This is a genomic window from Nocardia anocheti (genome assembly GCF_029675105.1).
GTDB lineage: Bacteria > Actinomycetota > Actinomycetes > Mycobacteriales > Mycobacteriaceae > Nocardia.
On the sequence record NZ_JAQQFV010000004.1, the window covers coordinates 469,924 to 494,787 of the forward strand.

Annotated in this window: 18 protein-coding genes, 1 tRNA gene and 1 pseudogene; 8 read left to right on the forward strand and 12 right to left on the reverse strand. The window is 67.9% G+C overall.

The window, feature by feature from the left end:
• The first annotated feature begins 20 nt into the window (after positions 1-20).
• Complete coding sequence (locus QC180_RS13250; protein WP_278262990.1) at positions 21-779, forward strand: ABC transporter permease; 759 nt, start codon at positions 21-23, stop codon at positions 777-779.
• A gap of 43 nt (positions 780-822) precedes the next feature.
• On the opposite strand, the gene QC180_RS13255 is transcribed toward QC180_RS13250, so the two are convergent.
• Entirely contained in the window at positions 823-2,025 is a 1,203-nt protein-coding gene (locus QC180_RS13255) for a hypothetical protein (protein WP_278262991.1), read from the reverse strand.
• A gap of 285 nt (positions 2,026-2,310) precedes the next feature.
• Here QC180_RS13255 and QC180_RS13260 point away from each other — a divergent pair, with 285 nt between their 5' ends.
• Complete coding sequence (locus QC180_RS13260) at positions 2,311-2,949, forward strand: TetR/AcrR family transcriptional regulator (protein ID WP_278263150.1); 639 nt, start codon at positions 2,311-2,313, stop codon at positions 2,947-2,949.
• 87 nt (positions 2,950-3,036) lie between these two features.
• On the opposite strand, the gene acpS is transcribed toward QC180_RS13260, so the two are convergent.
• Positions 3,037-3,483, reverse strand: coding sequence for a holo-ACP synthase AcpS (gene acpS / locus QC180_RS13265; protein WP_278262992.1), 447 nt, complete (start codon positions 3,481-3,483; stop codon positions 3,037-3,039).
• Positions 3,484-3,494: 11 nt separating this feature from the next.
• Positions 3,495-12,776 (reverse strand): fatty acid synthase subunit beta domain-containing protein, encoded by a 9,282-nt coding sequence (locus tag QC180_RS13270; RefSeq protein ID WP_474646433.1) that lies wholly within the window; start codon positions 12,774-12,776, stop codon positions 3,495-3,497.
• A 373-nt stretch (positions 12,777-13,149) separates the two neighbouring features.
• Between QC180_RS13270 and QC180_RS13275 the strand changes: the two genes are divergently transcribed.
• From QC180_RS13275 to QC180_RS13290, 4 genes are all read left to right on the forward strand, one after another.
• Positions 13,150-13,231 (forward strand) — tRNA-Leu (locus QC180_RS13275).
• A 432-nt stretch (positions 13,232-13,663) separates the two neighbouring features.
• Positions 13,664-14,455: a TIGR04255 family protein gene (locus tag QC180_RS13280; protein ID WP_278262993.1), complete on the forward strand. Its 792-nt coding sequence runs from the start codon at positions 13,664-13,666 to the stop codon at positions 14,453-14,455.
• A complete protein-coding gene (locus QC180_RS13285; protein WP_278262994.1) occupies positions 14,448-15,080 on the forward strand; it encodes a transcriptional regulator in 633 nt (210 codons plus the stop codon). The genes QC180_RS13280 and QC180_RS13285 overlap by 8 nt, the downstream gene beginning before the upstream one ends.
• Positions 15,081-15,089: 9 nt before the next feature.
• Positions 15,090-15,749 carry a hypothetical protein gene (locus QC180_RS13290; RefSeq protein WP_278262995.1) on the forward strand — a complete coding sequence of 220 codons (660 nt, stop codon included), beginning with the start codon at positions 15,090-15,092 and terminating at the stop codon, positions 15,747-15,749.
• Between the two features lie 486 nt (positions 15,750-16,235).
• On the opposite strand, the gene QC180_RS13295 is transcribed toward QC180_RS13290, so the two are convergent.
• Genes QC180_RS13295 through QC180_RS13315 form a run of 5 tightly spaced genes read right to left on the reverse strand, consistent with a single transcriptional unit; the run spans position 16,236 to position 19,653 of the window.
• A complete protein-coding gene (locus tag QC180_RS13295) occupies positions 16,236-17,114 on the reverse strand; it encodes an ADP-ribosylglycohydrolase family protein (protein ID WP_278262996.1) in 879 nt (292 codons plus the stop codon).
• 47 nt (positions 17,115-17,161) lie between these two features.
• Positions 17,162-17,461 carry a hypothetical protein gene (locus tag QC180_RS13300; RefSeq protein WP_278262997.1) on the reverse strand — a complete coding sequence of 100 codons (300 nt, stop codon included), beginning with the start codon at positions 17,459-17,461 and terminating at the stop codon, positions 17,162-17,164.
• 9 nt (positions 17,462-17,470) lie between these two features.
• Positions 17,471-18,964: an ADP-ribosyltransferase family protein gene (locus QC180_RS13305; RefSeq protein WP_278262998.1), complete on the reverse strand. Its 1,494-nt coding sequence runs from the start codon at positions 18,962-18,964 to the stop codon at positions 17,471-17,473.
• Positions 18,961-19,284 carry a WXG100 family type VII secretion target gene (locus tag QC180_RS13310; RefSeq protein ID WP_278262999.1) on the reverse strand — a complete coding sequence of 108 codons (324 nt, stop codon included), beginning with the start codon at positions 19,282-19,284 and terminating at the stop codon, positions 18,961-18,963. The genes QC180_RS13305 and QC180_RS13310 overlap by 4 nt, the downstream gene beginning before the upstream one ends.
• 39 nt (positions 19,285-19,323) lie before the next feature.
• Complete coding sequence (locus tag QC180_RS13315) at positions 19,324-19,653, reverse strand: WXG100 family type VII secretion target (RefSeq protein ID WP_278263000.1); 330 nt, start codon at positions 19,651-19,653, stop codon at positions 19,324-19,326.
• A 203-nt stretch (positions 19,654-19,856) separates the two neighbouring features.
• Here QC180_RS13315 and QC180_RS13320 point away from each other — a divergent pair.
• Positions 19,857-20,036: pseudogene (locus tag QC180_RS13320) on the forward strand (hypothetical protein); the annotation flags it as partial.
• Here the strand turns inward: QC180_RS13320 and QC180_RS13325 are convergent.
• Both QC180_RS13325 and QC180_RS13330 read right to left on the reverse strand, forming a co-directional pair.
• The gene (locus tag QC180_RS13325; protein WP_278263001.1) at positions 20,005-20,382 is read right to left on the reverse strand and encodes a hypothetical protein; all 378 of its coding nucleotides are present in this window, start codon (positions 20,380-20,382) and stop codon (positions 20,005-20,007) included. The pseudogene QC180_RS13320 and the gene QC180_RS13325 overlap by 32 nt on opposite strands.
• A 390-nt stretch (positions 20,383-20,772) precedes the next feature.
• Positions 20,773-21,288 carry a DUF4333 domain-containing protein gene (locus QC180_RS13330; RefSeq protein WP_278263002.1) on the reverse strand — a complete coding sequence of 172 codons (516 nt, stop codon included), beginning with the start codon at positions 21,286-21,288 and terminating at the stop codon, positions 20,773-20,775.
• A gap of 1,088 nt (positions 21,289-22,376) precedes the next feature.
• On the opposite strand from QC180_RS13330, the gene QC180_RS13335 reads away from it, so the two are divergent.
• Positions 22,377-22,595 carry a hypothetical protein gene (locus tag QC180_RS13335; RefSeq protein ID WP_278263003.1) on the forward strand — a complete coding sequence of 73 codons (219 nt, stop codon included), beginning with the start codon at positions 22,377-22,379 and terminating at the stop codon, positions 22,593-22,595.
• 590 nt (positions 22,596-23,185) lie between these two features.
• Here QC180_RS13335 and QC180_RS13340 read toward each other — a convergent pair.
• Positions 23,186-24,184, reverse strand: coding sequence for a hypothetical protein (locus tag QC180_RS13340; RefSeq protein WP_278263004.1), 999 nt, complete (start codon positions 24,182-24,184; stop codon positions 23,186-23,188).
• Positions 24,171-24,794 (reverse strand): TetR/AcrR family transcriptional regulator, encoded by a 624-nt coding sequence (locus tag QC180_RS13345; protein WP_278263005.1) that lies wholly within the window; start codon positions 24,792-24,794, stop codon positions 24,171-24,173. Before QC180_RS13345 ends, QC180_RS13340 begins: the two co-directional genes overlap by 14 nt.
• Positions 24,795-24,864: the final 70 nt, after the last annotated feature.

The window sequence follows — 24,864 nt, forward strand, 5'->3', positions numbered from 1 at the left end:
CCGAACGAAACGAGAACGCCATGAACGCCCTGCGCGACTCCGCCACCATGCTCGACCGCAATATCCGCCACACCCTGCGCAGCCCCGACATGATGATCATGACGATCGCGCTGCCGGTGATCATCCTGCTCATGTTCATCTACGTCTTCGGTGGCGCGATGAGTATGGGCCGGGGTGCCTACGTCGACTACGTGGTGCCCGGAATCATCCTGCTGTGCGCGGGTTTCGGTGCGTCCACCACCGCCGTGGCGCTGTCCACCGACCTCGCCGAAGGCATCGTCGACCGGTTCCGGGCCATGGCCATCGCCCGCTCGGCGGTGCTCACCGGACACGTCGTGGAGAGCGTGCTGCGCAACCTGATCACCTCGGGGCTGGTGATCGGCGTGGCGATGCTGATCGGCTTCCGGCCGACCGCCGATCCGCTGCGCTGGCTCGGCGTCATCGGGTTGCTCGCCCTGTTCATCTTCGCGCTGTCCTGGCTCGCGGCCGCCCTCGGTCTGCTCGCCCGAAATCCCGAGGCGGCCAACGGCTTCACCTTCGTGTTCATGTTCCTGCCCTATGTGAGCAGCGCGTTCGTGCCCACCGAGTCGATGCCGACCTGGCTGCACGGATTCGCCCAGCACCAGCCGGTGACGCCGGTGATCGAGACCATGCGCGGGCTGCTCATGGGCACGCCCATCGGCACCAGCGCCCTGCTCGCCGTGCTCTGGTGCGCGGGTATCGCCCTGGCCGGATACCTCGGCGCCGGTGTGCTGTTCCGTCGCCGCACCAGGTCCTGACACACGCCGAGGGCCCGCGTCGTGCGCGGGCCCTCGGGCGGTCTCAGTCGGCGGATTGGGACTGTGGCCCCTCCGGGGTGACCGACTGCGCGGGTTGCATGCTCATCGGGATGCCGGTGCCGGGCACGGTCGGCGCGGCCGCCGGGACCTGCGGCACGATCGGCACCGCGGGCTCGAGCGGCAGCGGGTCCTCCTGCGGCGCGTCGCCGTAGAGCTGGGTGGGGTAGTCGAGCGGGAATTCGGCCGGGTCGACCAGCTGCGGGTTCGGCGACACCGTCTCGTACTGCGAGGTGTCCTGCTGCTCGGGCACCGGCGGCACCGCGCCGGTCTCCGCCGACCCGGAGTCGACGGTCTGCTGGATGTCGGCGACCTTCGGCACGACCGGCCCGGCCGGAGCGGCGCCGGGCTCCGAGGACACCGCCGTGTTGTCCACCGCGGTCGTCCCGGTGTTCATCACCGCGTACGACCCGCCCGCGACGAGACCACCCGCCAGCACGCTCGCGGCCGCCGCGACCAGCGCGGTCCCGCGCTTGGAGCGCGGCGCGACGGCGACCGGCACCTCGGTGGCGTCACCGAGCGCCACCAGCGCGGCCCCGGCCGCGGGCGCGAACGGCGCCAACCGACACGGCAACACGGGCACCCCGAACCCGGCGACCGCCTCGCGCACCGCGGGCGCGTCGGCCGAGGAGCCGACCAGCACCACCGCGCCGGGCTTCACCGAGGCGGCGTCGAACTGGTCCCAGGCGGCGGACACGCCCGCGCGCAGGGCATCGGGCGTGGGCGCGCCGGTCTGCGCGTAGGCGGCGAGCACCCGCTGACGGCCCGGGTCGACCAGCGTCATGGCCTGGTAGCCGGGCACCGCCTCGTAGACCAGCAGGTTGTCGAACTCGTCGAGCCAGGTCATCGCGCCCGCCACGAACAGGTGCGCCGATTTCGCCGAGACCAGCGAGGCGGTGTTCCAGTCGCTGGTCGCCAGCCGGGTGACGATCGCGCGGCGCTCGGCGGCGTCGCGGTAACTCACTGCCGCTCCGGCGATCTCGCAGTCGTCGTCGAGTTCGGCGGCCAGCGCGTCGAGGGCGGTGTGCACCGCCGCGGCGACCTCGGCCTTGCCGTCGCCCCCGGCACGCATGGTGCGGCGCAACACCATCCGGTCGGTGAGGGTTCCGCCCGACTCCGCGAACGCGACCGCGTGCACGGCTCCTCGCTCGGTGCTGACGCCGAGGGTTACCACAGATCCTGCTGCCACAAGTCTTGCCTTCCCCTGCGAAACTGTGCGAATCGGTGCGGACCGGGGCCGCACAGGGCCCGCGCGGATGCACGCACGCTCATCTGATGATTCGTCACCGGTCACAGGGCGGATGGGTCGAATTTCACGCGATCGGCGACACGTTGTTGACACGCTGTCGGTATGCGCGTGTCGGGAAGGTCGAGGTACCGCTAGCCTGGATGGGTGGAAGTACACGCGCGGGCCCGGTCCAAGCAGAGCCGTCCGGACCCTGCGCTGGACTTGCAGGACGACCCCCAGGAGCTGATGCCGCGCAAGCGGCCGACCCAGGAGCGCAGCAAGCGCAAGTTCGACGCCCTGCTGCAATCCTCCCGGGAACTGCTGGTCGAGGTGGGTTTCGAGTCGTTCACCTGTGAAGAGGTCGCCCAGCGCGCCGAGGTGCCCATCGGCACCCTCTACCAGTTCTTCGCCAACAAGTACGTGATCGTCTGCGAGCTCAACCGCCAGGACCTCGTCGCGGTCTCGCGGGAGCTGGCCGACTTCCACGGCGAGGTGCCCTCGCTGGACTGGCTGCGGCACATGAACCAGTTCGTCGATCACCTGGCCAACCTGTGGACCACCGATCCCTCGCGGCGCGAGGTGTGGCTGGCCATGCAGTCGACCCCGTCGACCCGGGCCACCGGCGCGCTGCACGAGAAGGAATTCGCCGAGGTGGTCTCGCAGATGCTGCGGCCACTGACCCCGCGCACCCCGCGCGCCCGGCGCACGATGATGGCCGAGGTGCTGGTGCACGTCGTCTACTCGATGCTGAACTTCTCGGTCCAGGACGAACAGTCCAACGCCGACGCCGTCGCCGAACTCAAGCGACTGATGGTCGCGTATCTGCTGGTGGCGGAAAAGGAATCGCGGCAGTCTCGCCTCCCCGAGGATTCTGCCGACGACTGAGAGCGGCACCGGTCGGCATTCGGGCATGCGATAGGTAACTCGCCGGGTTCTGGGCGTTCCCGGCGAGTCACCCCTGTGCTGTCGAAATCAGTTGTCGCGTGCGGGGCTCACACGACCTTCGATGAGGTCGGCGAGTTCACCCGGGTCTTCCAAGACCACCATGGCTGCGGCGGTGTCGCCGTCGTGGGTCAGCGACAGGTGCACCCGCACGCGCGGGAGGAATTCCGCGGCCAGGCCGTGCAGTTTGATGCTCGGCCTGCCCCACGCGTCGTTGACGACTTCGATCAGCGGATACGGGTTGTCCCCGATCTGCGGGCTGCGCGCGAAGCGAGACGATGCCCAGGCTTTGAGCACCGCCTCCTTCGCGGCCCAGCGTGCCGCGAAGCTGCGGGCCGGGTCGGTCTGTTTGCTCTGGCAGTAGCGGCGTTCACCAGCGGTGAAGCTCTCCCTGAGCATCGTCGTCCCCGACCGTTGCAGCTGCTCGGCGAACTCGGAGATGGTCACCAAGTCCAAACCGATTCCGAGAATCGTCACGAAGCGGCAGCCTACGGCGCTTCGCTGGGCTGCGGAGCCGAACCGACCCGGTACACGCCTTCCTCGTCGAGCCGGGCCTGCGGCGCCAGCAGCATGTCGGCCTCGCGCTGCCGAACCTGCTGGGCCGGAGTGCCGTCGGCACCCAGACGACGATCCGCGGGCTTCTCGTAGAGGGCCGCGCCACCGCACATCGCCTCGGCGAAGCGCTGCCGCCCGGCGAGCTGACGCGCCTGCGCCCGCTCCTGGTATTCCGCCCGCGCCGCCGGGGCGATGGCGGCCAGGAACGCCCGCGGATGCACCACCGCCAGCAGCCCGGAGACGTGTCCGAAGCCCAGCGAGGTCACCAGACCGGCCTTGAGCCCGAACTTCTCGCCGAAGCGCAGCGGCTCGCGCGCCCACACCAGGTGCGGGTAGGCCTGCATCTTCTCGTCGACGCAGTCCAGGCTCCGGTTCGGCGGCACCACACCGTTTTCCAGCACCTGGCACAGGCCGATGAGCTGGAAGGCCGCCGCGCCGCCCTTGGCGTGACCGGTCAGGCTCTTCTGCGAGACCACGAACAGCGGCGCGCCCTCGCTGCGCCCCAGCGCGCCCGCGAGCCGCTCGTGCAGCTCGGACTCGTTGGGATCGTTGGCGGCGGTGGAGGTGTCGTGCTTGGAGATCACCGCGATGTCGTCGGGGGTCACGCCGAGCTTGCGCAGTTCGGCCGCCAGCCGCGATTCGCGACCGCCGCGACCCGCGCCCAGCGCGCCCAGGCCCGGTGCCGGGATGGAGGTGTGCACGCCGTCGGCGAAGGACTGCGCGAAGGCGAGCACGCCGAGTACCGGCAGGCCCATCTCCACGGCCACGTCACCGCGGGCCAGCAGCACGGTGCCGCCACCCTGCGATTCCACGAACCCACCGCGACGGCGGTCGTTGGCGCGGGAGAAGTACCGGTCGCTGATGCCCTTGGCGCGCATGGCCGCCGAGTCCGCGGTGGCCGACATGTCACCGAACCCGACGATGCCCTCGATGCCCAGGTCGTCGTAGCCACCGGCGACCACGACCTCGGCCTTGCCGAGCCGGATCTTGTCGACGGCCTCCTCCACCGACACCGCCGCCGTGGCGCACGCCGCGACCGGATGCACCATGGCGCCGTAGCTGCCGACGTAGGACTGCACCACGTGCGCCAGCGCCACGTTGGGCAGCGCCTCCTGGAGGATGTCGTTCGGGCGCGGCTCGCCGAGCAGGTTGTCGACGTAGAGCGAGCGCATCGAAGACATGCCACCCATGCCGGTGCCCTGGGTGTTGGCCACCAGGCTCGGGTGCACCCAGCTCATCAGCTCTTCGGGGCTGAAGCCCGCGCCGACGAACGCGTCCACGGTGCAGACGATGTTCCACAGCGCGACCCGGTCCACCGAGGCGGCCATGTCGGCGGAGACACCCCAGATGGTGGGGTCCCAGCCGGTCGGGATCTGACCGCCGACCACGCGCGACAGCTTCGCCTTGCGCGGCACGCGGATCTCGGTGCCCGCCTTGCGCGTCACGGTCCAGTCGCCGGAATCGGCCACGGGCGTGATCACGGTGTGCTCGGGGTCGGCGCTGTGGAACGCGCGCGCCTCGGCCTCGTTGGCGACGGTGAAGCTCAGGTCCTGGTCGAGGAACACCGAGGTGAGCAGCGGAGCGGCGTTGTCGAGCATGGCGCCGTCGTCCTCGTAGCGGCGCACACCGCAGCGTTCGACGACGGTGTCGTGGTAGCGCTCGGCCAGCTCCGCCTCGGGCACGAAATCCCCGGATTCGACGTCGTACCAGCCCGGCTTGGGATCGTTCTCCCAGCGGATCAGCCCGGTGGTCCAGGCCAGTTCGAGCACACCGGCGGCCGAGAGCTTGTCCTCGACCTCCATCTCGAACCGGGTCCGCGAGGACCCGTACGGGCCGAGTTCGGCCGCGCCGACGATGACGACCATCTCGCTGAGCTCGGCGGTCACCTCACCCCATTCCGGCACCGGCAGCGCCGAACTCATGGTCGGCGGGGCGGGCAGCGCGGCGATGGTGGCGGCGGCGACCGCCTCTTCCTCGCTCGCGGCCGCAGCCTCCTGCGCCTGCTTGGCCAGCGCGGGCAGGTCCAGCTTGACCCGGGCCAGGCCACCGGTGAGGTCGATCTGCTGCGGTCCGGCGGCGGTCACCTGACGGGCCCGCGCGGTGCACCACTTGAGCAGTTCGGCGGCCATCTCGGTGGTCGACCAGGTGTGCACCCCGGCCTTCTCCACGGCCTCGACCATCGGATCGTTGTGGCCCATCAGCCCGGTGCCGCGCACCCAGCCGATCAGCGCGTGCACCAGCGTCACCCGGTCGGCCCAGGACTTCTCGGCCCGCCACTTGGTGACCACCGCGTCCAGGGCGGCCTTGGACTCGCCGTAGGCGCCGTCGCCGCCGAACAGGCCACGGTTGGGCGAACCCGGCAGCACCACATGCAGTTTCGCGTCCACATCGTGGTCGGCACCGAGGGCCGAGAGGCCACCGATCAGCCGTTCCACCGACCAGAGCAGGACCCGCATCTCCATCTCGGCCCGGGCGCCCGCGTCGTTGAGGTCACCGGCCACGCGCGGCGCCGCGAACGGCAGCAGCAGCGTGGGGGTCATGGCCTCCTTGGTCTTGATCTTGGCGCCGCCCGCGTTGTCGACCTGCTCGGTGCCGACCCACTCGATCAGCGCGTCGAGGTCGCCGTAGGAGGCCATGTTCGCCGGGACCACCCACAGCGCCGCGCCGTGGCGGGCGTTGGCGCGGTAGAGCGAGCGGTAGAACCGCAGCCGCTCGTCGTCCAGGCGCGAGGTGGTGACGATCACCGTGGCACCACCACCGAGCAGCTTGCCGGTGACGGCCGCGGCGATGGAACCCTTGCTGGCCCCGGTGATCACGGCGATATCGGTGGACCACACGCCGGGCTCGGAGGTGTCGAGCGCGGCTTCGGCGATCTGACCGTAGACCCCGGCCAGCACCGAGCGGGCCTCGTGCATGGCCCGCTGACGCCACCAGCCCGCCTGCGCGGCCACGGCTTCGCCCGCGCCCACATAGCCGGTGATCGGCAGTTCGGCGGTGGTGGCGTCGTCGCCGAGCCACAGGTTGGCGAGGTCCTCGCGGGCGGTGGCCCAGCGGTCGTCGATGAGCACGGCCTTGCGGGCGTCGAACGCCGGGGCGACCAATCGCGGCCAGTCCGTGCCGAGTTCGGCCGAGACCAGGTCGACGAGGGTATCGGGCGTGGCCTCCGGCGCGCTCACCTGCTCGCTGAGGCCGAGCTGTTCGAGCACGACCCTGGCCGCGGTGGCGAGCACGCCGTCGCGTCCGGTGATCTGCTCGGTGAACTCGCCGAGCGCGGCCGCGTCGACGGTGCCACCGGCACCACCTCCGGCGGCGGGCAGCGAGACCGCGACCCCGCGCCGGGCCGCCACGGCCTGCACGGCCGCGTCGATGGCGGCGTCGACCGAGGCGGCGTCGCTCAGCGCGCCACCGGCGAGTCCGCCGAGGTCACCACCGCGCACGCTGGCGCCCTCCCGGGTGCCGAGCGAGACCTCGGCGGTGACGTGGCTGGCCCAGCCGTCACCCAGTTCCCAGGTCTTCTTGACCCGCTCGGCGATGGCGGCGGGCCGCTTGCCGGAGGGGCCGAAGACCTTGCGCAGGTGATCGCCGATCGCGTCGGTGAGGACGGTGCCGAACGGCTTGTACGTACGGGCCAACCGCTCGACGGTGCCCGCGAGCGCGCCCATGTCGGCGTCGGCGGCACCGTCGATGGCACCCAGCGACAGCTCGGCGCCGAGGTCGACGAGCAGCTGGTTGCGCCGCGAGGACACACCGTCGCACAGGCCCTCGATGGTGTCGACCGGGCCGATCTGGTCCAGCCGCAGCTTGGTCCACAGCGCGATGAGCACGCGGGTGGCGTCGGCGGCGGTGAAGGCGATGTCGTCGGGACGCGGGCCACCGGTGGCGACCGGCGCGGCCGCGGCGACCGGGGCAGCGGCGGGTGCGGCGGCCTCGGTGGCGGGGGTCTCGTCGATCTCCTCGACCGGCGCGGGATCGGTGTCGGTGGCGTAGACGACCGCGGCGTCGCGCTCGACATTGACCACCTCGACCGTGGCCGCCCCGAAGGCGGGCAGCTTCAGCGTCTGCGAGGCCAGGTTCGCCACGGTCGGAGTGGCACCCAGACCGATCTCGACGAACCGCTCCACGCCGAGCCCACCGTGCGCGGGGTCGCCGAAGAGCAGGTCCTGGGTCTCGATCCAGCGCACCGGGCTGGCGAACTGCCAGGCCAGCAGCTCGATCAGCACCACCCGGCACAGTTCGGCACCGCGCTGGGCCCAGCTGTCGAAGTCGGCCAGCACGGCGGCCAGCGGCTCCGAGGGCACGAGTTCGGCGATCTCGGTGAGGAATTCGCGGGTCAGCGAGAACGGGCGCGGCACCAGGTTCGGGATGTAGCGCCCGACCAGCACCTCGGGGTCGATCTCGGTCGGCAGCAGCTGCTCGAGCTTGTGCCGGAACTCCGGGACGCCGTCGCGCAGCACCGAGGAGTGGAACGGCACGTCGATACCGGGCACCAGGATGAAGGCACGCTTGCCACCGAATTCCGCACGGCGCCGGTCGATCTCGGTCTCCAACGCCTCCAGCCCCGCGACCGTGCCCGCGATCGCGTACTGCGAGCCGCGCAGATTCAGGTTGACCACCTCGAGGAACTCCCCGGCGGCCCGCCCGACCTCGGCGACGAACTCGATCACCTCGGCGTCGGGCAGCCCGATCTGCGAGGGCCGGATGGCGGCCATCCGGTAGTCGCTGCGGCCCTGCGCGTCACGCGGGACCAGCTCGTGCATGGCCGAACCACGCTGGAACACCACCTCGAGCACGGCCTCCAGCGGCAGCACCCCGGCCACGGCGGCCAGCGCGTTGTACTCACCGACCGAGTGTCCGGCCAGCATGGCGCCCTCGACGAAGGCACCGGCCTCGCGCAACTCGGCCACCTGCGCGACACCGAGGGTCGCCATGGCGACCTGGGTGAACTGGGTCAGGTGCAGCACGCCGTCCGGGTGCCGGTGCTCGACACCACGGGCCTTGAGGTAGGTCGGGTTGTCGCGCACCACCGCCAGGATCGAGAACCCGAGGGCCGCGCGGGTGTGCGCGTCGGCACGCTCCCAGACTTTCTTGGCCGCCTTCGAGCGGGTCAGCGCGTCCAGACCCATCCCCTTGCGCTGGATGCCCTGGCCCGGGAAGGCGTAGACGGTCTTCGGGGCGGCGGTGCGCCCGGTCGCGGTCATGACCAGGTCACCTTCGACGCGGCAGGAGACCTCCACGATCTCGCTGCCCGCGTCCACCGCGATCCGCTCCACCCGCACGTCCACGGTCGCGCCGGGGCGGACCATGCCCAGGAACCGGGTGGTCCAGGCCATGAGAGTGCGTGCGGGAACGGAGCTTTCGGGATCCACCGCGACGACCGCGTGCTGGGCGGCGGCCGAGAGCCACATGCCGTGCACGATCGGGCTGCCGAGTCCGGCCAGCTTGGCGGCGGCCTCGGAGGTGTGGATCGGATTGTGGTCACCGGAGACCGCGGCGAAGGCGTGCATGGCGCGCGGGGCGGCCATGGTGACGTCGCGACGGCGCCGCCGGGGCGTGTCGGTGGCCTTGTCGGAGACCGCACCGGCCGCGCGCGGCGGATCGGTGAGTTCACCGGCGCCGTTGCGTCCGCGAATCGCGAAGCGCTCCACCAACCGAGCCAGCGGGGTCGGCTCGAGACCCTGGTCCAGGATCAGCCCGACCGAGACGGCCACCTCGACCACGCGGCCCATATCGGTGTCGACCACGTCGCCACCCTCGGCCCGCACCACGAGAATGCTGGTCTCGGAGGGCAGTTCGTTCAGCAGCTCGATCTGATGATCCAGGTGCACCAGGTCGAGCATGCCCTCGATCACCGAGCCGCCCGCCGGGGTGCGAGCCGCGCCGAGCACCGCGAACACCGCGGGCCAGCACGCGCCGACGAGCACGTCGGGCGCCGTGCGGCCGAGGGTGCTCAGCGTGGCGGGCAGACCCGAGCCGGTGACTCCGGCGTGGTCGGCCACCAGATCCGGCGTCCAGGCCAGGTTCAGGTGCGCCGCACCGGCTTTCACCTCGGGCAGCGCCTGCCCGGCGGCCACCCCGAGCAGCGCCGACATGGCGGCCTCGGCATCGGCTTCGGTGATCACCGGCGCGCCACCGGAGTACACGCTCACCGGCACGGTGATCCGGATGGTCACCGCGTCGCGGCCCAGCAGCGGCACCGCCAGCTCGACATAGCTGAATTCCGCTTCGGGACCGGTGGTTTCGGTCAGCGTGGCGCCGGTGCGCGGATGCACGGCGCTGTCCTGCTCCACGACCCACTCGGTCAGGTCACCGAGGCGGTGCACCGGGTTGACGGTGGTGCGCCCGGCCCACTGCACGTCGGGCGCGGCCAGCACGGTGTCGATCGGACCAGCGACCACTCCGGCCACACGGCGCGCGTCGACCGGCGCGGGGGTCGCGCCCTCGGCGACCAGCGCCTGAGCGGTGTCGCGCTCGAACCGGTCGAGCAGCTCGCCCACCGGCTCGTCGACACGGGTGATGCCCGCGACCGCGACGGTGCCCGGGATGACGCACACCTGATCGGCCGAGTAGCGCGGATCGTGGGCCTGCCACAGCGAATCCGAACGCCACCAGCGCCGCACGTCGGCGTCGACCACCGGCACGAAGTTCACCGGCTTGCCCGGCGTCTTGCACAGCGACACGAAGAACGGCACGTCGGCCGGGTGCAGCACGGTGTCGGCGACCGCCGGGTACTGCTTCTTGAGCGCGCACAGCGCCTGCACCGGGTGCTCGAAGGCGTCGTCGTCGGCGAAGAGGGTCTCGATCTCGCCGCTGTCGGCCGGGTGCAGCCGGGATTCGGTGCGGCGCATCATCTCCGCGAAGCGATCGCGCCAGCTGATGTCGAGCCAGTCCGAGCGGGTGGCGTCGAGGATCGCCTCGCCGATGTCGCTGCCGCAGTCGAAGGAGATCGGCACCTCACTCGACACCGCCAGGGACACATACCGTTCCAGCCACTGCTGGTAGGTCATGGTGGCCACGTCACCGAAGTACGGCTTGGCGGTGGCGTCGAGCGCGGCGATGATCTCCGCGCGGCGGCGCGCCACGGCCTCGGCGTCCCCGGCGACCTCGTCGAGCAGGCGGCCGGTGCGCGAGGCGGCGTTGTCGATCTCGTGGATGTCGGCGCCGAGTTGGCTGCGGCCCGAGGCCATCCCGCCGCGCGCGGTGCCCGCGCCGACCCAGTCCGGGGTGCCGGGGGTGTCGACGAGCAGCTGCTTCACCTCGGGCGCGGTGGTCGCCTCGAGCGTCGCCATGGCCGCGGTGCCGACGAGCACGCCGTCCAGCGGCATGGCCGGGTAGCCGTGCCGGGTGGCCCAGCCGCCGGTGAGGTAGTCGGTGGCGCGCTCGGGCGTGCCGATGCCACCGCCCACGCAGACCACCACATTGGTGTGTTCGCGCAGCTCGGCGTAGGTGGCCAGCAGCAGGTCGTCGAGGTCTTCCCAGGAGTGGTGACCACCGGCCTTGCCGCCTTCGATGTGCATGATCACCGGGTAGTCCGGCACCGCGTCGGCGATGCGCAGCACCGCGCGGATCTGCGCGACGGTGCCCGGCTTGAACGCGACGTGGCTGATGCCCGCCTCGCTCAGCTCACCGATCAGCGCCACGGCCTCGTCGAGTTCGGGAATGCCCGCGGTGACGATCACGCCGTCGAGCGGGGCGCCCGCCGCGCGCGCCTTCTGCACCAGTCGCTTGCCGCCCAGCTGCAGCTTCCACAGATACGGATCCAGGAACAGCGAGTTGAACTGCACCGCCCGACCCGGCTGCAGCAGCGTGCGCAGCTCGGTCATCCGGTCGGCGAAGATCTGCTCGGTGACCTGTCCGCCACCGGCCAGCTCGGCCCAGTGCCCGGCGTTGGCCGCCGCGGCCACGATCTTCGCGTCGACGGTGGTGGGGGTCATGCCCGCCAGCAGGATCGGCGACCGCCCGGTGAGCTTGGTGAACGCGGTCTCCACGACCACCCGCCCGTTGGGCAGCCGCACCGGCTTCGGCGCGAACGCCGACCACGGCGTCGACGGCGCGGGCGCGGCGCCCGGGGTGAGCAGGCTGCGCAGCCCGGGGCGGGTGGCGGCGGCGATCACGCCGACCCCGGTGCCCTTGAGCGAACCGCCGGTCACCCGCGACAGCAGGTCGCCGGGGCCCAGCTCCAGAATCCACCGCGCGCCCGCCTCGACGACGGCGTCGACCGTGCCGACCCAGTCGATCGGGTCCACCAGCACCTGCTGGGCGAGGGCGGCGGCGAACTCGGCGTCGAGTTCGCACTGCCGGGCCCAGCCCGCGACCAGGTCGACCGTCTCGGCCAGCGCCGGATGATGGAACGCCACGTCGACCGGCACGTCCTCGAACACCGGCGCGAACACCGCACCGCCACGCACCTTGGCCTCGCGCTCACGCGTCTGCTCCTCGGCGCGCTGCGCGCACCGCGCCCGCACCCGGTCGAGCTGCGCGGGGGCACCCGAGAGCACCACGCGCCGACGCCCGTTGCGGATCGACAGCACCGCCGCGATCGCGGGGTCGACACCCTCGGCCACCTCGGCGACGATCGCGCGCAATTCCTCCGGATCGACGTTCGACACCGCCACCATGGGCGAACGCTCCCCCACCGGCATCAGCCCGCGCCGCCGCGCGACCAGCCCGGCCGCCGCGCCGACGAGCTGGGCGATCGCCAGCAGCTCCGCGTCACGCGCACCGGCCGCCTCGACCGCCGCGGCCGCGAACAGCCCCTGCGAATGCCCGATCACCGCGAGGGGCGCCGTCTCGGCCGGGTCAAGCCCCTGCAACCGCAGCGCGCGCGTGGCCGCGAGCTGGGCCAGCAGCACGCCGGGCATGGAGACCGCCGCCGAGCGCAGCACCGCGTCCGCGGGCGCCGAGGACGGCTCGTCCGGTTCGTCGAGCTCGCTCTCCAGTACCCACCCCATGGGATCGAAGCCGCTGGGACGCACCACCAGCAACTGCGCGGCGACCGGCTCGATCAGCGCCGCGGCCTCGCGCACCAGCGCGGTCAGCTCCGGCTCGAGCGCACTGTCGCGACCGATCTCCTCGAGCTCCGCGAGCCACCGCGCGCCCTGTCCACCGAACGCCAGCGCGTATCCCACTCCGTTGCGCAGCTGTTCCAGCAGCGACACCCGGGCACCCAAGACCTGCCCGGATCCTGTTCCGAGCTCGGCGCTCTCGTTGATCGTCAAGACGCTCGACTTCCTTCTCCTGGCGCTCCGCCCGCGACGGCACGCACACGTATCCGGCAGCCCTTCGGGCCTATTGGGAGCCACGATCGCACAAAATCATGAGGAAAGCCTCACGTTTCCCCCCGCCACAGCAGCTACCCCCGAGTATTTTTCGCACGCCCGTACCACTTCAATCTGAAACATGACCCCGCCTCATGTTTGAACCCGCAGGTGAGACCCCTCGCCACCATCCGGAAACATGAGCGCCCCTCACATTGACCTTTACCGAATCGTTATAACCCCAGGTAGTGTTACCCACCGGTACGCCACGCCGCCGCGACGCTTCGCGTAGCCGGTTTTGCCCGGTAGAGTTTGGACGGTCGTACACATCCAAGCGCGAGTGGCGAAATTGGCAGACGCGCCAGATTTAGGTTCTGGTGTCCACGGACGTAGGGGTTCAAGTCCCCTCTCGCGCACAGATTCACGGTAGATATGCCGCATTCACGTGCCGTGTGTTCGAGCGCACTCGAACACACGGAGGTGACCTGGGAAATGCGCTCCCACCTGCACGAACTCCTGGCAGATCTGCCAGGATCCATCCCCGACCCGGCCGGACTGTGAACGCGGCACAAGCCGGGGCGGCGGTGGTGGTGGTTGCCCACAGTTTCCCCATGCGCCACTCGAACAACCGATCCGTAGCCCACAGCCGAAGACGCCGGGGCCAGACCCGATCCCCGATGGGGGGCTGCTGCGGGATCGGGTGACAGTGGCACCTACCCAGCAGCCCTACCGTTCGGCTCCGCGGTTTCCGCCCCTCGCACAGCCAGCCATCACTACGAACTACCGCGAGCCAGTAGACACGCCAAACCCAGTAGCTGTTCAGGTTGCAGTTTAGGTATCATCTCACCATGACGGACCGACCGCCCTACCCACGCGCGCCGCTGGCGTTGGTCGTCCTCGAGGTCAGGCATCCTCATGCGCCTGAACTGGATGCCGACGCCACCCGAGCGCTCAAGTCCGCCCTGTCGAATCACGCCCCGATTCTCAAGACAAGCGAGGTGGTCGAAGTCGAGTTGCCCGCTGGGAGCAGGCGCGTCACCAGCTTTCCCAAGCTGGTCGCCCGCGACAAGCGCACCAATGTGTCGTTCAAATCAGATTCGTTCACTATCGAAACAACCCACTATCGCGGCTGGCAACACTTCCGGACGTTGGTGCGCGATGTTGCTGCGGTGCTCAAGCAAGTCGCACCTGTCGACGGGGTGGAGCGAATCGGACTCCGCTACATCGATGAGGTCCGCGTGCCGGATGCGAGCCCGGTCGACTGGTCACGCTGGATCTCCCGGTCTCTGCTAGGACCAAGTGACCAGTCCACAGCAGCCGGACTATCAACGCGGCAACAGCAGTGCACCATTCAGTACAACTACAACGCTGACCCGAATCGCTCGTACACCCTGCGATACGGCTCGGGTACCGGACAGATGTTTCAATCGAACAGTGACCTGATCCGGGCATCGGCGACCCCCGCCGACGAGTTCTTCTTGATCGACACCGACGGTGCGTGGAGCGACGCTTCAGGTGGCATCCCCGAGTTTCGGGTCGATGAGCTGATCGCCGAATGCGACCGGATCCACGCGCCAATCAAAGACCTGTTCGAGTCATTGATCACCGATGATCTCAGGAAGGTGTTCGACGATGAGTAGGGATCCATCGCCAGGCACCGGCGGCTATCTCTACGAGCTGCCAGAAATCGCCAGAACGCGAACCGGTGCCGAAGTCGCCAGCGATGCCGATATATTGCACCGTCAGGTACGCGAACTGCACGGTGCAACCGGTCAGTTCCGACAAGAGTCCCTTCTCGATGCGTTGGAGGACAGGCGCAACGCCGAGTCTCGCAAATCGCCCACAACTATTCTCGATGAGCTGTCCGACTTTGGGTTTGCATGGCGTGACATCGCACGGATCACACAGGTCAGCGTTGCCTCCGTCACCAAGTGGCGCCGCGGCGAAGGTGTAAGTGAACCGAGCAGGCGGCGCCTGGCCGAGTTGCTCGCGTTGGTCGCCATGCTGCGTGACCGCATGATCGAGGAACCGGTCTCGTGGCTGGAAATGAGGCTTCGGTCCGAAGTCGCGCTGAGGCCACTCGATCTGCTGATTGGGGGCCGTGCCGAACTCGTATTGGAACTGGCAAGCGACTTCACGGACACCCGCGCGATTGAGCAGGCATTCGACGCTTTCGACCCAGAATGGCGAAACACACGGACCGATGACGGATTCGAGGTCTTCGTTGCCGAGGATGGAATAGCAGGAATCAGACCGAAGAACTGAGGCGTGCGCGTGACCGTGAAAACGCTCGAAACCCCGGATCGTCACACTGATCTGTATGAAATGCGCTCAACCGATGTCACAGAGTTTCGACCATATTTCACCGGCGATATTTTGGAGTTTCCGGATGCCTCACGGGCGATACTCGTTCAGCACCCTTGCGCGCTCCGCAACGGTGTGGAGCTTCTTCCGAATCTGATGACCGTTCGAGTTGTCGAGGCGTCCGGAAAACCGCGATCGGACTGGCATAAAGAATCACCAAAGCTGATGCCACTCCCCGAATTATTGCCAGAAACGTTTCATGTCGCCAGGTTCACGGATCTGTCAATCACCCCCAGCAAGCAAATCGAGACCAGCACCAGGATTGCGATCCTCTCAGCATTCGGAGTCAATCTCTTGATGCAGCGGTGGGTATACCACAACACCCGGGTAATCATCCCAACCCATACCTTTGACGAACAAATGATCGGGCCGTCACTCGAAGCCGATCTTGCCTGCGAGTGGCGCGAAGAGAACCTCGACGTAGAGCCCAATCGCGCCCTCACTGAATTCGGACAGTGGCTGGACTCGTCCGATACCGACGGCCAGCCGTCGTGGCGTTCACGCCTGCCGATTCGGCAGGCACATAGCGTCATTCGCCGGGCGATGCGCGCCCATCTGCGCGACCGCTGAAAGCGTGGGCAGCGAGCTGGTCCGGATACGCAAGGCTCGTCGGACAGCTGGACAATACGAGTCGAGCATGCCAAACAGCAGTAGGCGGCCAGCACTGCTCAAAGATGCTTGACGCCGCGGCGACCGTGCGGGGCGGTTCGCGCGGCCACCCCCGATCGACCCGAGGATCTCGGTAGCCTGCTGCTGCGCCAGCCGCCGCCCGAAGTCGCGCGCGCCGGTGACCTCCGCCGCCGACTCCACCGCATGGATCACCGACGAATAGGTGACGAACGGGTCGAAAGCCCTGCGTCCCCGGACCGAATCCCGACGCGGTCCAGCAACACCTCAGTGATCGCACTGGCGGGCCGGGAACATCAGATCGAATATAAACCCATGACTAGACGCTTCTCAGTTGCCCATGTTCTGCGTGTCCTGCCGAGGGCACGAACCTGCGACTCACAAAGGGACCCGGTCTCGATGCCGGGTTGCAGCTTGTCGCCACCGAGGTCAGTCGAGCCAGCGCGGTAGCGGTTCACGGGCAGTCAGCCAAGCCTCGGGTACGCCGGTGCCGGATGCGGTCCCGGTGTAGGTCGCCACGACTCCCCCGACGATCGCGCAGGTGGTATCGATGTCACCGTCGGCTTCGATACAGGCAGCGATCGCGGCCGGGTAATCGTCGAGATGCGTTGCCGCGGCCCACAACGCGAACGGCACCGTGTCCTGGGCGGTCACCCTGGATCCATTACCGAGCTCACGGACGGCCTCGGCGAGGGTTGCGCCGAGCAGGTCGCGTGCGCGGCGGACACCGGATGTCGTCTGGCTGGGTTCGAGAGGATCCGTGACCGCGGCGAGGAACGCTGTCGGGGTGGGCAGATTACGGGTTCGGCGGGCGTGAGCGGCCTGTTGTGCGGCGAGGGCCACCGCGACCGCCCCGACCACCCCGTCAGAATGAGTGTGCGTGACCTGCGCGGTCCGGATCGCTTCGGTGACCGCCCGTTGTGGATCATCCACGTAGTACGCCCCTAGCGGAGCGACTCTCATGGCCGCGCCGTTACCGCAAGAACCCTGACCGTCGAACGCGGCCGTGGCGGTCTCACGCCAGTGCTTCCCGTCGCGGATACGCCGAAGGGTCGTAACCGTCGCGTGCCCATAGTCACGTTCCGGCGAGAACCGGCGCGCGAACCCCACGGCCAACCGATCCTGATCGATGCGCTGGTGGCGGCGGAGTTCGGCGACCACGCCGCACGCCATCTCGGTGTCATCGGTCCAGTCCCACGGTCCCGGTGGCGGATTGCCCGCGCGCAGACCGGGCAGGGAACGGCCCATGATGAAGAACTGCGCGCCCAGCGCATCGCCCACCGACAGTCCGTCGAGCGAATCGCGCATCAGTTGCTCGCGGCTGACCGTCCGGCTTCGGCGCCACCTCCACCCGGTCACGACGTGATCGGGTTACCGACGGGGTCGAACACGCGGTGCCCGTCGGGGGCGAGCCAGAAGCCTTCGCTGTCGCGCAGGTAGACCAGCGCGCCGTTCGCGTCGCGCCATTCACTGCCGTCAGGGGAAACCGTCCAGTTCTCCCGCTCGGTGCCCGACCAGCTGTCGTCCTTGATATGGGTGACGTTGCGGGGGGCGGTGGGATCGAGCGCGCGCCGCCGGACACCGGCGCGCATTTCCTCGAACGCGGCCAGTTGCCGCGCCGCGCGTTCGTACTCTTCGTCGTGGGGGATCGTCATGACGCTCGGTTACCTCTCGACCATCTGGACCACGACCCGACCGGTCTCGGGATCGTAGAACTTGTTGTGCACGACGAATTGCGTGTTCGACGGGAACAGTACTTCGTCGTCGGTACCGAAGGGCATGCCCGTGTCCGGGTCGGAGTAGGTCCGCCCGTTCTTGGACACGATCTGCATCTCCACGTTCCGATTGTTCGCGAAGACATCGGACACACCATCGGGCTTGTTCGAGGTGGACATGAACCCGGGTTCGGTCCACGGTTTGCCCGGTTCGAGCCCGGCGAGTTCTTCCGGGGTCATGTTGATGTGCCGCACCACCGGGCCCTCGTGTTTGGGCAGCTTCGCCAGCTCGTTGTTCAGGTCGTCGATCTGGCGTTGCTGTTCGGGAGTCGGGGTGTCGCCGCGGCGCAGCACACCGTTGAGGTCGGTGCCGCGGGAATCGGACGGCCCACGCGCGAGGACTTCGCGGCCTTTCGGGTCCAGGGTGTCGGGGGCCAGTCCGTTTCGACGGGCCGGACCGTTCTTGGCGCGCAGATCGAGCAGTCGCTGCATCTCCTTCTTGTGATTGGCCCAATCGGGCACGTTGGTGAATCGGCGGACCAACCCGGTGTTCTTGAACACCGCGATCAACGGCCGGATCTTCGGGGCGTACCTGGCCACGATGTGAGCGACCCGCGCCGCGAGGATCACAGCACCACCGGCGGCGGCGAGACCGAACGTGACCACCGAGGACATGACCGTGATGGTCGCGGTGACCACCATCTCCACCGCGATGTCTTTGGCCATGTCGATGAGGAACTGCTCGATGGCCTCGCGCATCGTGACCAACGCGCTGCGATGCTCGTCGACGCTGGCGCCGACTTCGGCGAACCCGGACACGACATCGTCAGCGGCGGCCTTCAGCGCCCGGATGTCCTCGTCGATGGAGTCGTAGTCCTCCGCGGTGATCTCGGCGAACAGACCAGCGATCCGGTGGAGTTCGGTGACGAACCCGGTCACCGCCTCGTTCGTCGACAGGTTCTTCCACAGGGTCGCCGCGTTGGCGAGCTTCCCGGTATCACCATCGGGAACAGTGATACCGACCTCGGAGGCCAGCCCGATCGCCTCCGACAATCCGCTGCCTGGCCCGCCCGCCGAGGGCAACGGCACCCTGCACACCGCCATCAGTTCGGCCGGCATCTGCGGCTTCGCCGGTAGCGCGGCACCGAACTCCGTGGTGGCGAAGTAGTCGCCGAGTTCGTGGTTGTAGCCGAGATCCATGAGTACTCGGCCGTAGGCGTCGGCGGCGGTGGCGACCTGACGCACCGAATTGATCAGCTCGTTGGCTTTGGTGTCGTACTCTTCGGCCCACGTGGTGGCTTCCTCATAGGAGCCGCACATGCTGCCGCACTCGGCAAAGGCAGCCCATTGGCCGTCGATGACGGTCCACCACGACTCGGCCGCGGTACACAGTGCCCTACCCGCGGTGTAATAGGTCTCGGTGTCGACGTCGACGACGGTCACGACCGGCTCTCGTCCACGGTGCTCGATCCGCCGTCGCGCCCGAGCATGGCCCTGTTCGCGGCGATGGTCGCGGTATAGGAGTCGTGCGCGGTACGGGCCGCGGCCCGCATCTTCTCGATACCGTCGGCGGCGGTCCGCGCCGAGGTGATCCACTCGGCATGCGCGGTGTCATAGGCCGCGGAAGCCGCACCGCTCCACTCCGCACGCATCGCGTTCACTCGCTCGTCGATCTCGATCAACGATTCTGCGAGGAAGGCCCTCAACGCCTCGATCTGGACCACCGCGTCATCCAGCTCGGTCAGATTCACCCGATACCGCACATCTCCCCCTCCGTGTCGCGTTCGGTGCCCGGGATGTCGTCAGGGCAAGTCGAGAGAGGACCCTACAGACAGGTCGACCGCCCAATCGCGGTCCTGGTCGGACAGTGTCACGCCGGTCACTCCGAGGGCATCGGCCATCCCGTCCAATGCTTCGAGGACACCGATTACGCCGGTGCATACCTCGGTCCACCCGGTCCGAAACGACTCCGAGGCCGGACCTCGCCAGCCCGCCAGGAGATCGTCGACGTCACTGTCGGTGGAACGCACCCCGGTCAGCAGTGATTGCGCGGTCTGCTGGATATAGACACCGGCGTTCTGGACATGCTCCGGCGTGACCGAGAACGCGTCGTTCGGCTGCTGCGATGTCATCTACCTTTCCTTCCAGTGTCGCCGTCGTGCGTCGTGACCGTAGCCGACCGCTAGGTGTGCGCACGCCACCAACCCGGAGGCAGCGTTCATGGAAGGTCGGGGGCACCGTTCCGGGCAGGTAACCACTCCGAAGATCGTGACCCAGGAGATCCGCTCGAGGTCGACACCGGTGGGACTGTTGGGGACGAACAGCGGTCGCAGTGCTGCTGCAGCGCAACATCCTCGACCAGCGGTCCTGGGCGACTCGTGAGGAGCTTCGGATCCCGATCGTCACCTGGATCGAACGGACCTACCACCGACGTCGGCGTCAAGTCAGACTCGGCAAATTGACCCCGATCGAGTACGAGGCCATCATGGCCACACCGGCTCTTCGAATTGTGTAACCGCTGTCACCCGATCGTGCAGCAGTCCCAATTTCACGCCCTGGGCAGGCTTGCCGGTGACCGGAATCAGGACAGCCAACGCTGTCATCTCCGTAGCCTTCTCGCCCCGGCCAGCCTCCGCCGCTTCAGCACCGCGATGCCGCCAATGTGGGCGTACCGGCTTGTCGGCGATCTTCATCCACCGCGCAAAATCGCGCCCATCGGCTGGCATCGCGCGGTCCCATTCCACCCCCAGCACGGTCAGGAAACGCCACCACCGCAACAGATCTAACCCATTGGAACGGATCGTCGACACCGAGCGATCCGACGCCTGTAACTCCGCGAAGAATCGCGCGGCAGAAGGCACCACTTCACCATCCGCACCCAGTAGGCGGTACGGCTCTCACACCGATTCCGTCCGCTCCAACCGGCCGACCGCAGGCAGCACCAACACTTCGAGGTCTCTGGGCCGCTCGCCATCGCGCATGGCGGCAGAAGCTATCAGAGAATTGCGCTGACCTCCAATAACTACGGCGCTAGTTCAGTTAATGGCCCAGCCTGCGGGCGGCCGCGGGGCGGTCCGGGTTTGGCCAGCATCGGTGCTGGCACCGCCAGACCCACACAGGCCACCGGATGCGCAATTCACGCCGACACTGATAGGGCTACGTCGCCTCGGCGCGCCGGTGCCGACCCGGCCGCGCAGCGGTTCCATTCTGCGGGATCGAGGCGTTCATCTCCGAGGCGACGCTGTAACCAGCTACTCTGGCCTGCCCACCTCGTAGGTCCCTTCACTGTCGGTGATCTTGACCGGCACTGACCGCTGCTTGTCGCTGATAACGACCGAGCACATGAACGTCCGACCCGATTCGACACGTACGTTGGCCGGGCACTCGACGTTTGAAACACCCTGCATACCGTACGAATCCGTGAGGATGCCGCTCACCCCTTGCTCCACCGCTGCCTCGTCCAGCACATCGGGTGACCACACTGCCTCGAACGCGATCAAGTCGCGGATCTTGCTGCCCTCGCGGTTGCCGACTGTGTAGCAGAACTGGAGGACGCTGTTCACCGTCGGGCTCGTGGCGGCCGGCGACTGCTCCGATTCCGTGAGCAAGTCTTTGAGCACTTTGCTGCGCTCATCCGAACTCGCAGCGAGAAAATCGGTGCACGACATCTCACCACCTGCCGTAACCGTCGGTTTGTCTGCGCACCCAGCGACACCGCACGCCATGAAGGCGACCAGCAGCGCCGTCCTTGCCAATCTTTTACCCACCTGGCAACGGTATTCGATTGGTCTGCTCACGAGCCCGTGGCGGCGGTTGGACGGTCCGGGCAGGGGAAGGACTTGAAGCAGCACGGTCTATCCCGATCGGTACCTGCGGCCGAGCGTTGGAAGGCCTACGCTAACCGTTCGAATCGAAAGATCCACGCCTAACATGACCGGACGCCGCTCGATAGTGGGTGCGGCGGCGGTGCTCGGTCTCGATCAGGGCGCCCTGGGTGTCGGCGGCGCGTTCAACGAGGCGGGTGGCGGCATGAACCTGCCAGCGTCTGTCGTCGTCCTGGTCATCTGCCTACTCACAGCGTGGGCAGTCATCTGCGAGCTGGGGGCAGTCGTCCTGCCCCGGAAGAAGGGCCACGACGGCGCCACAGTGACCATGGCTGGGCGCGCCGCCGCTGGCGCCGTACTCGTCGTCGGGTGTGCTCTGTTGGGTGATCGCAGTTATGGCCTGCGGGGTGTCTGCGGCCAGAGGCAGCGCATCCGTTCTCAATGGCCGCAGACTGCGCTTGTCGCTGAGCGGCGCCGCGCTCCTTGCGGACGGTGTCCGGAAAGCGACCGTTGACTGAAGGCCCCGACCGAGGCAGTGCTGTCGATTGGCGGAGTACTGTTCGGTGCTGTCTGCGGATTCTGTTGCTGTTGAACGGGACTAGCGATCATCGGCGTGTCCAGTACTCGTCGGACGTACCGTCCATGCAGCTCGTACTCGTCTTCAGCACGGGGTTGGCCGGAGATTCAGCGCTGCCCGAGCGCGGTATTCTGACCGTCGGCGTTCGCGCTGGTGCGGTGGTGCGTGCGCGCCTGGATCGGTGAACACCTCGCGCCGACAACACCATACTCCAAATCGCGCCCACCAGGCTCAACTAATGCGCCCACCGATCTTCTGCTGTTCACACGGGTCGACCAGTGCGTGCGGACCGTGCGGAGTGGAGATCAAGCGGGTTCAAGGTCATTTCCAGGTTCGATATGGTGTACCAACCCGCGAACTGATATGTTGCACTGCTCATTTCGCTCTTCGCCGCCAGGCTGCAAGGCTTGCGCGCCGAAGAAGAGCGATCACGGATCCGACACGGGGGAATCCCATGCGATACACCAAGCTTGCCGTTGCCGTCACCATCGGCGCCGCCGCCGTCCTGACCATCTCCGCAAGTCCAGCCCAGGCGGACTCCAACAGCATGCTCTGTGTGAAGGGCGGAGGACACATCGTCGTTCAGACGACTTACATCCCGAAGGGTTCTCGCGGGGTGTGCCAGGGCGGCGTGTACAACGGCCAGGTGCTGTGGAAGCACTACACCTACTGATCTGTCACGCACACCGGGGAACCGACCCGGGAGACGGCGTAGAAGGCCGTCGCTACCGACCCTTGCGCTTCGCGTCGCCGCCTGACCGATCTGTCGGTCAGGCGGTCTTGTCTCCTTTGATCGCCTGGCCACCGCAGTGCGGTGATCGTGGTCGCCCAGCATCATCGTGCCGAGTCCCGTCTCGGTGTTGCGACACGATCAAGCGCGGCCTACTCGGTGCGGTGAACTGTCACGGGTATTGAGCCGTCGTCGGATTTCATACCAGCGCTTGATCCTCTCGATCGACATCGTCTACCGTTCGACGCGATCGAACACACCGAATCGGTAGATCTGCCGCACTGACGGCTCAAGTCCCCTCTCGCGCACAGATTCCTGGCTTTCGAGTACTGCACTGACTCGAGTGCATGCTCGTGCCGATGAAAGCGAACGAGGATCCAGATGCGGACAACCTCGGGTTCAAGCTCGCCGGTGCGCTGCGTGACTTCGACGAGCAGGACCGCGCCCACTACTTGAGCTACTCGATTACCGCGGCTGAAATCTCGACTCTCGGGTCCGATTGTCGTACTGCGCTAGGCAGTGTGACTTGGGGGTCAGGTTCGCCTGCGCAGCCGCAGGTAGCCGACGATCACGGTGGTGAGAACGATGAAGTGGAAAACGATGTCGTCGGTCCGTCCACCGTTGGCGACGAGGAACAGGCCGAACAGCCACAAGGCCAGCACAGCGCCGAGGCAGCCGTTGAGTTGATGCCGTCGGCTCCAGCCCGGTCGCGCCACCCAGCGGCGCAGGATCGCGGCGAGTGCCGCGGCGAATAGCAGTGTGGCCAGCGTCCACACCACGAACGGTGCCGGGGTGCCGATGAAGGCGACCAGATACAGCATCAGCCACGCCAGTCCCGCACCGAATCCGGCCCAGCCGACGGTCGCGGGTCCAGGGCACCGCTTCGTCGAGGTGGTGGCCCACGGTCGTCGGCACCTTCCGGCCGACCACACCAGTAGGATCGCCACCGCGGCACCGCCGATGATCTGCGCGGCGGACAGGCGGAAATCGGACCGGACCAGCGAGATGAACACGAACACGGCGAATCCGAGGACGAACACACCCGCGAAGACGTTCAGCATCGACCGCGACAGCCAGGCGGTGTGTCGCTGGGCCGGAAAGATCAGGTGCGTCAGCACGATCGGTATGACGATGCTCCACACCGCGTGGTATCCGGTGACAACGACCGCCCACAGCCAGTTCACTTCGAAGGCGCGACCGTAGACGGTCTCGCCGTCCATGCCTCGCGGATTGAAGATCGTCTGCAGCCCGAGCCCTTCCTCGAGGACTGCGAAGGCGAGGGCGAGCAACAGCAGCCCCCACCCGTTGAGGCCCCGGCGTTGCACTACTTCCCGGATCAGCAGTACGCCCGCACCGTAGTAGTACAGGATCGCGACGGCTCGCAGCGGTTGGGCGAGATAGCTGAATCGAAATGCCGCCCCGATGATTTCGCCGATCAGCGGTGACAGCACGAACAGCACCGCGACCGGCGATGCCGTCGCCGCTGACGCGGGAGAGCGCTGACCCGTGGACCGGGCACTACCTGCCACCATGATCGTTCCCCCTTCCTGTCCCGGCGACACCGCCGACGAATAGCGACGGCCAGTCGCGTTCGAACACCGCGCGGTCGGCATCGCCGCGATCGCGAATCTCCCGTGGCAGGTCCGTCATCGCGTTCATCAGTACCGAGGCGACGAGCCGGGCGTCTGCCGGCCGGAACTGGCCGCGGTCTTGTCCTTCGGTGATGAACGAGCACAATTCCGCCATGCCCTTGCCCCGCTCGGCGTCCTCGGTCGCCCCACCTGCCTCGTCGTGGCGGGTGAACTGCGTCAGCACGAGCATGGCCGGCAAGTTGTCGAGGCAGTAGGTGGCGAACCTCCGCAGCATTTCCTCCAGCGCCGCGACATAGCTTTCATCCACCTCGACGGGCTGCATCGCCTCGTCGACTCGCTGCTGGATCGTCGCGCGCATCTGATCGATCAGCCCCTGTCGAGACCCGAAGTGATAGTTGATCAGGCCCGGGCTCACCTGCGCGCGCGCCGCTATCGCGGCGTTCGATGCCTTCGCCAGTCCTACCTCCGCGATTGCCTCGATCGCGGCATCCACCAGCTGGCGTCGGCGCGCCAACTCGATGAAGCTGGGCTCCGCACGCATTGATTGCATGCTCAGAATTTTAATCGATCAATCAAGAATTGTGGAAGTGGCGGACTCCGCGGCACGACCGCCCGACCGA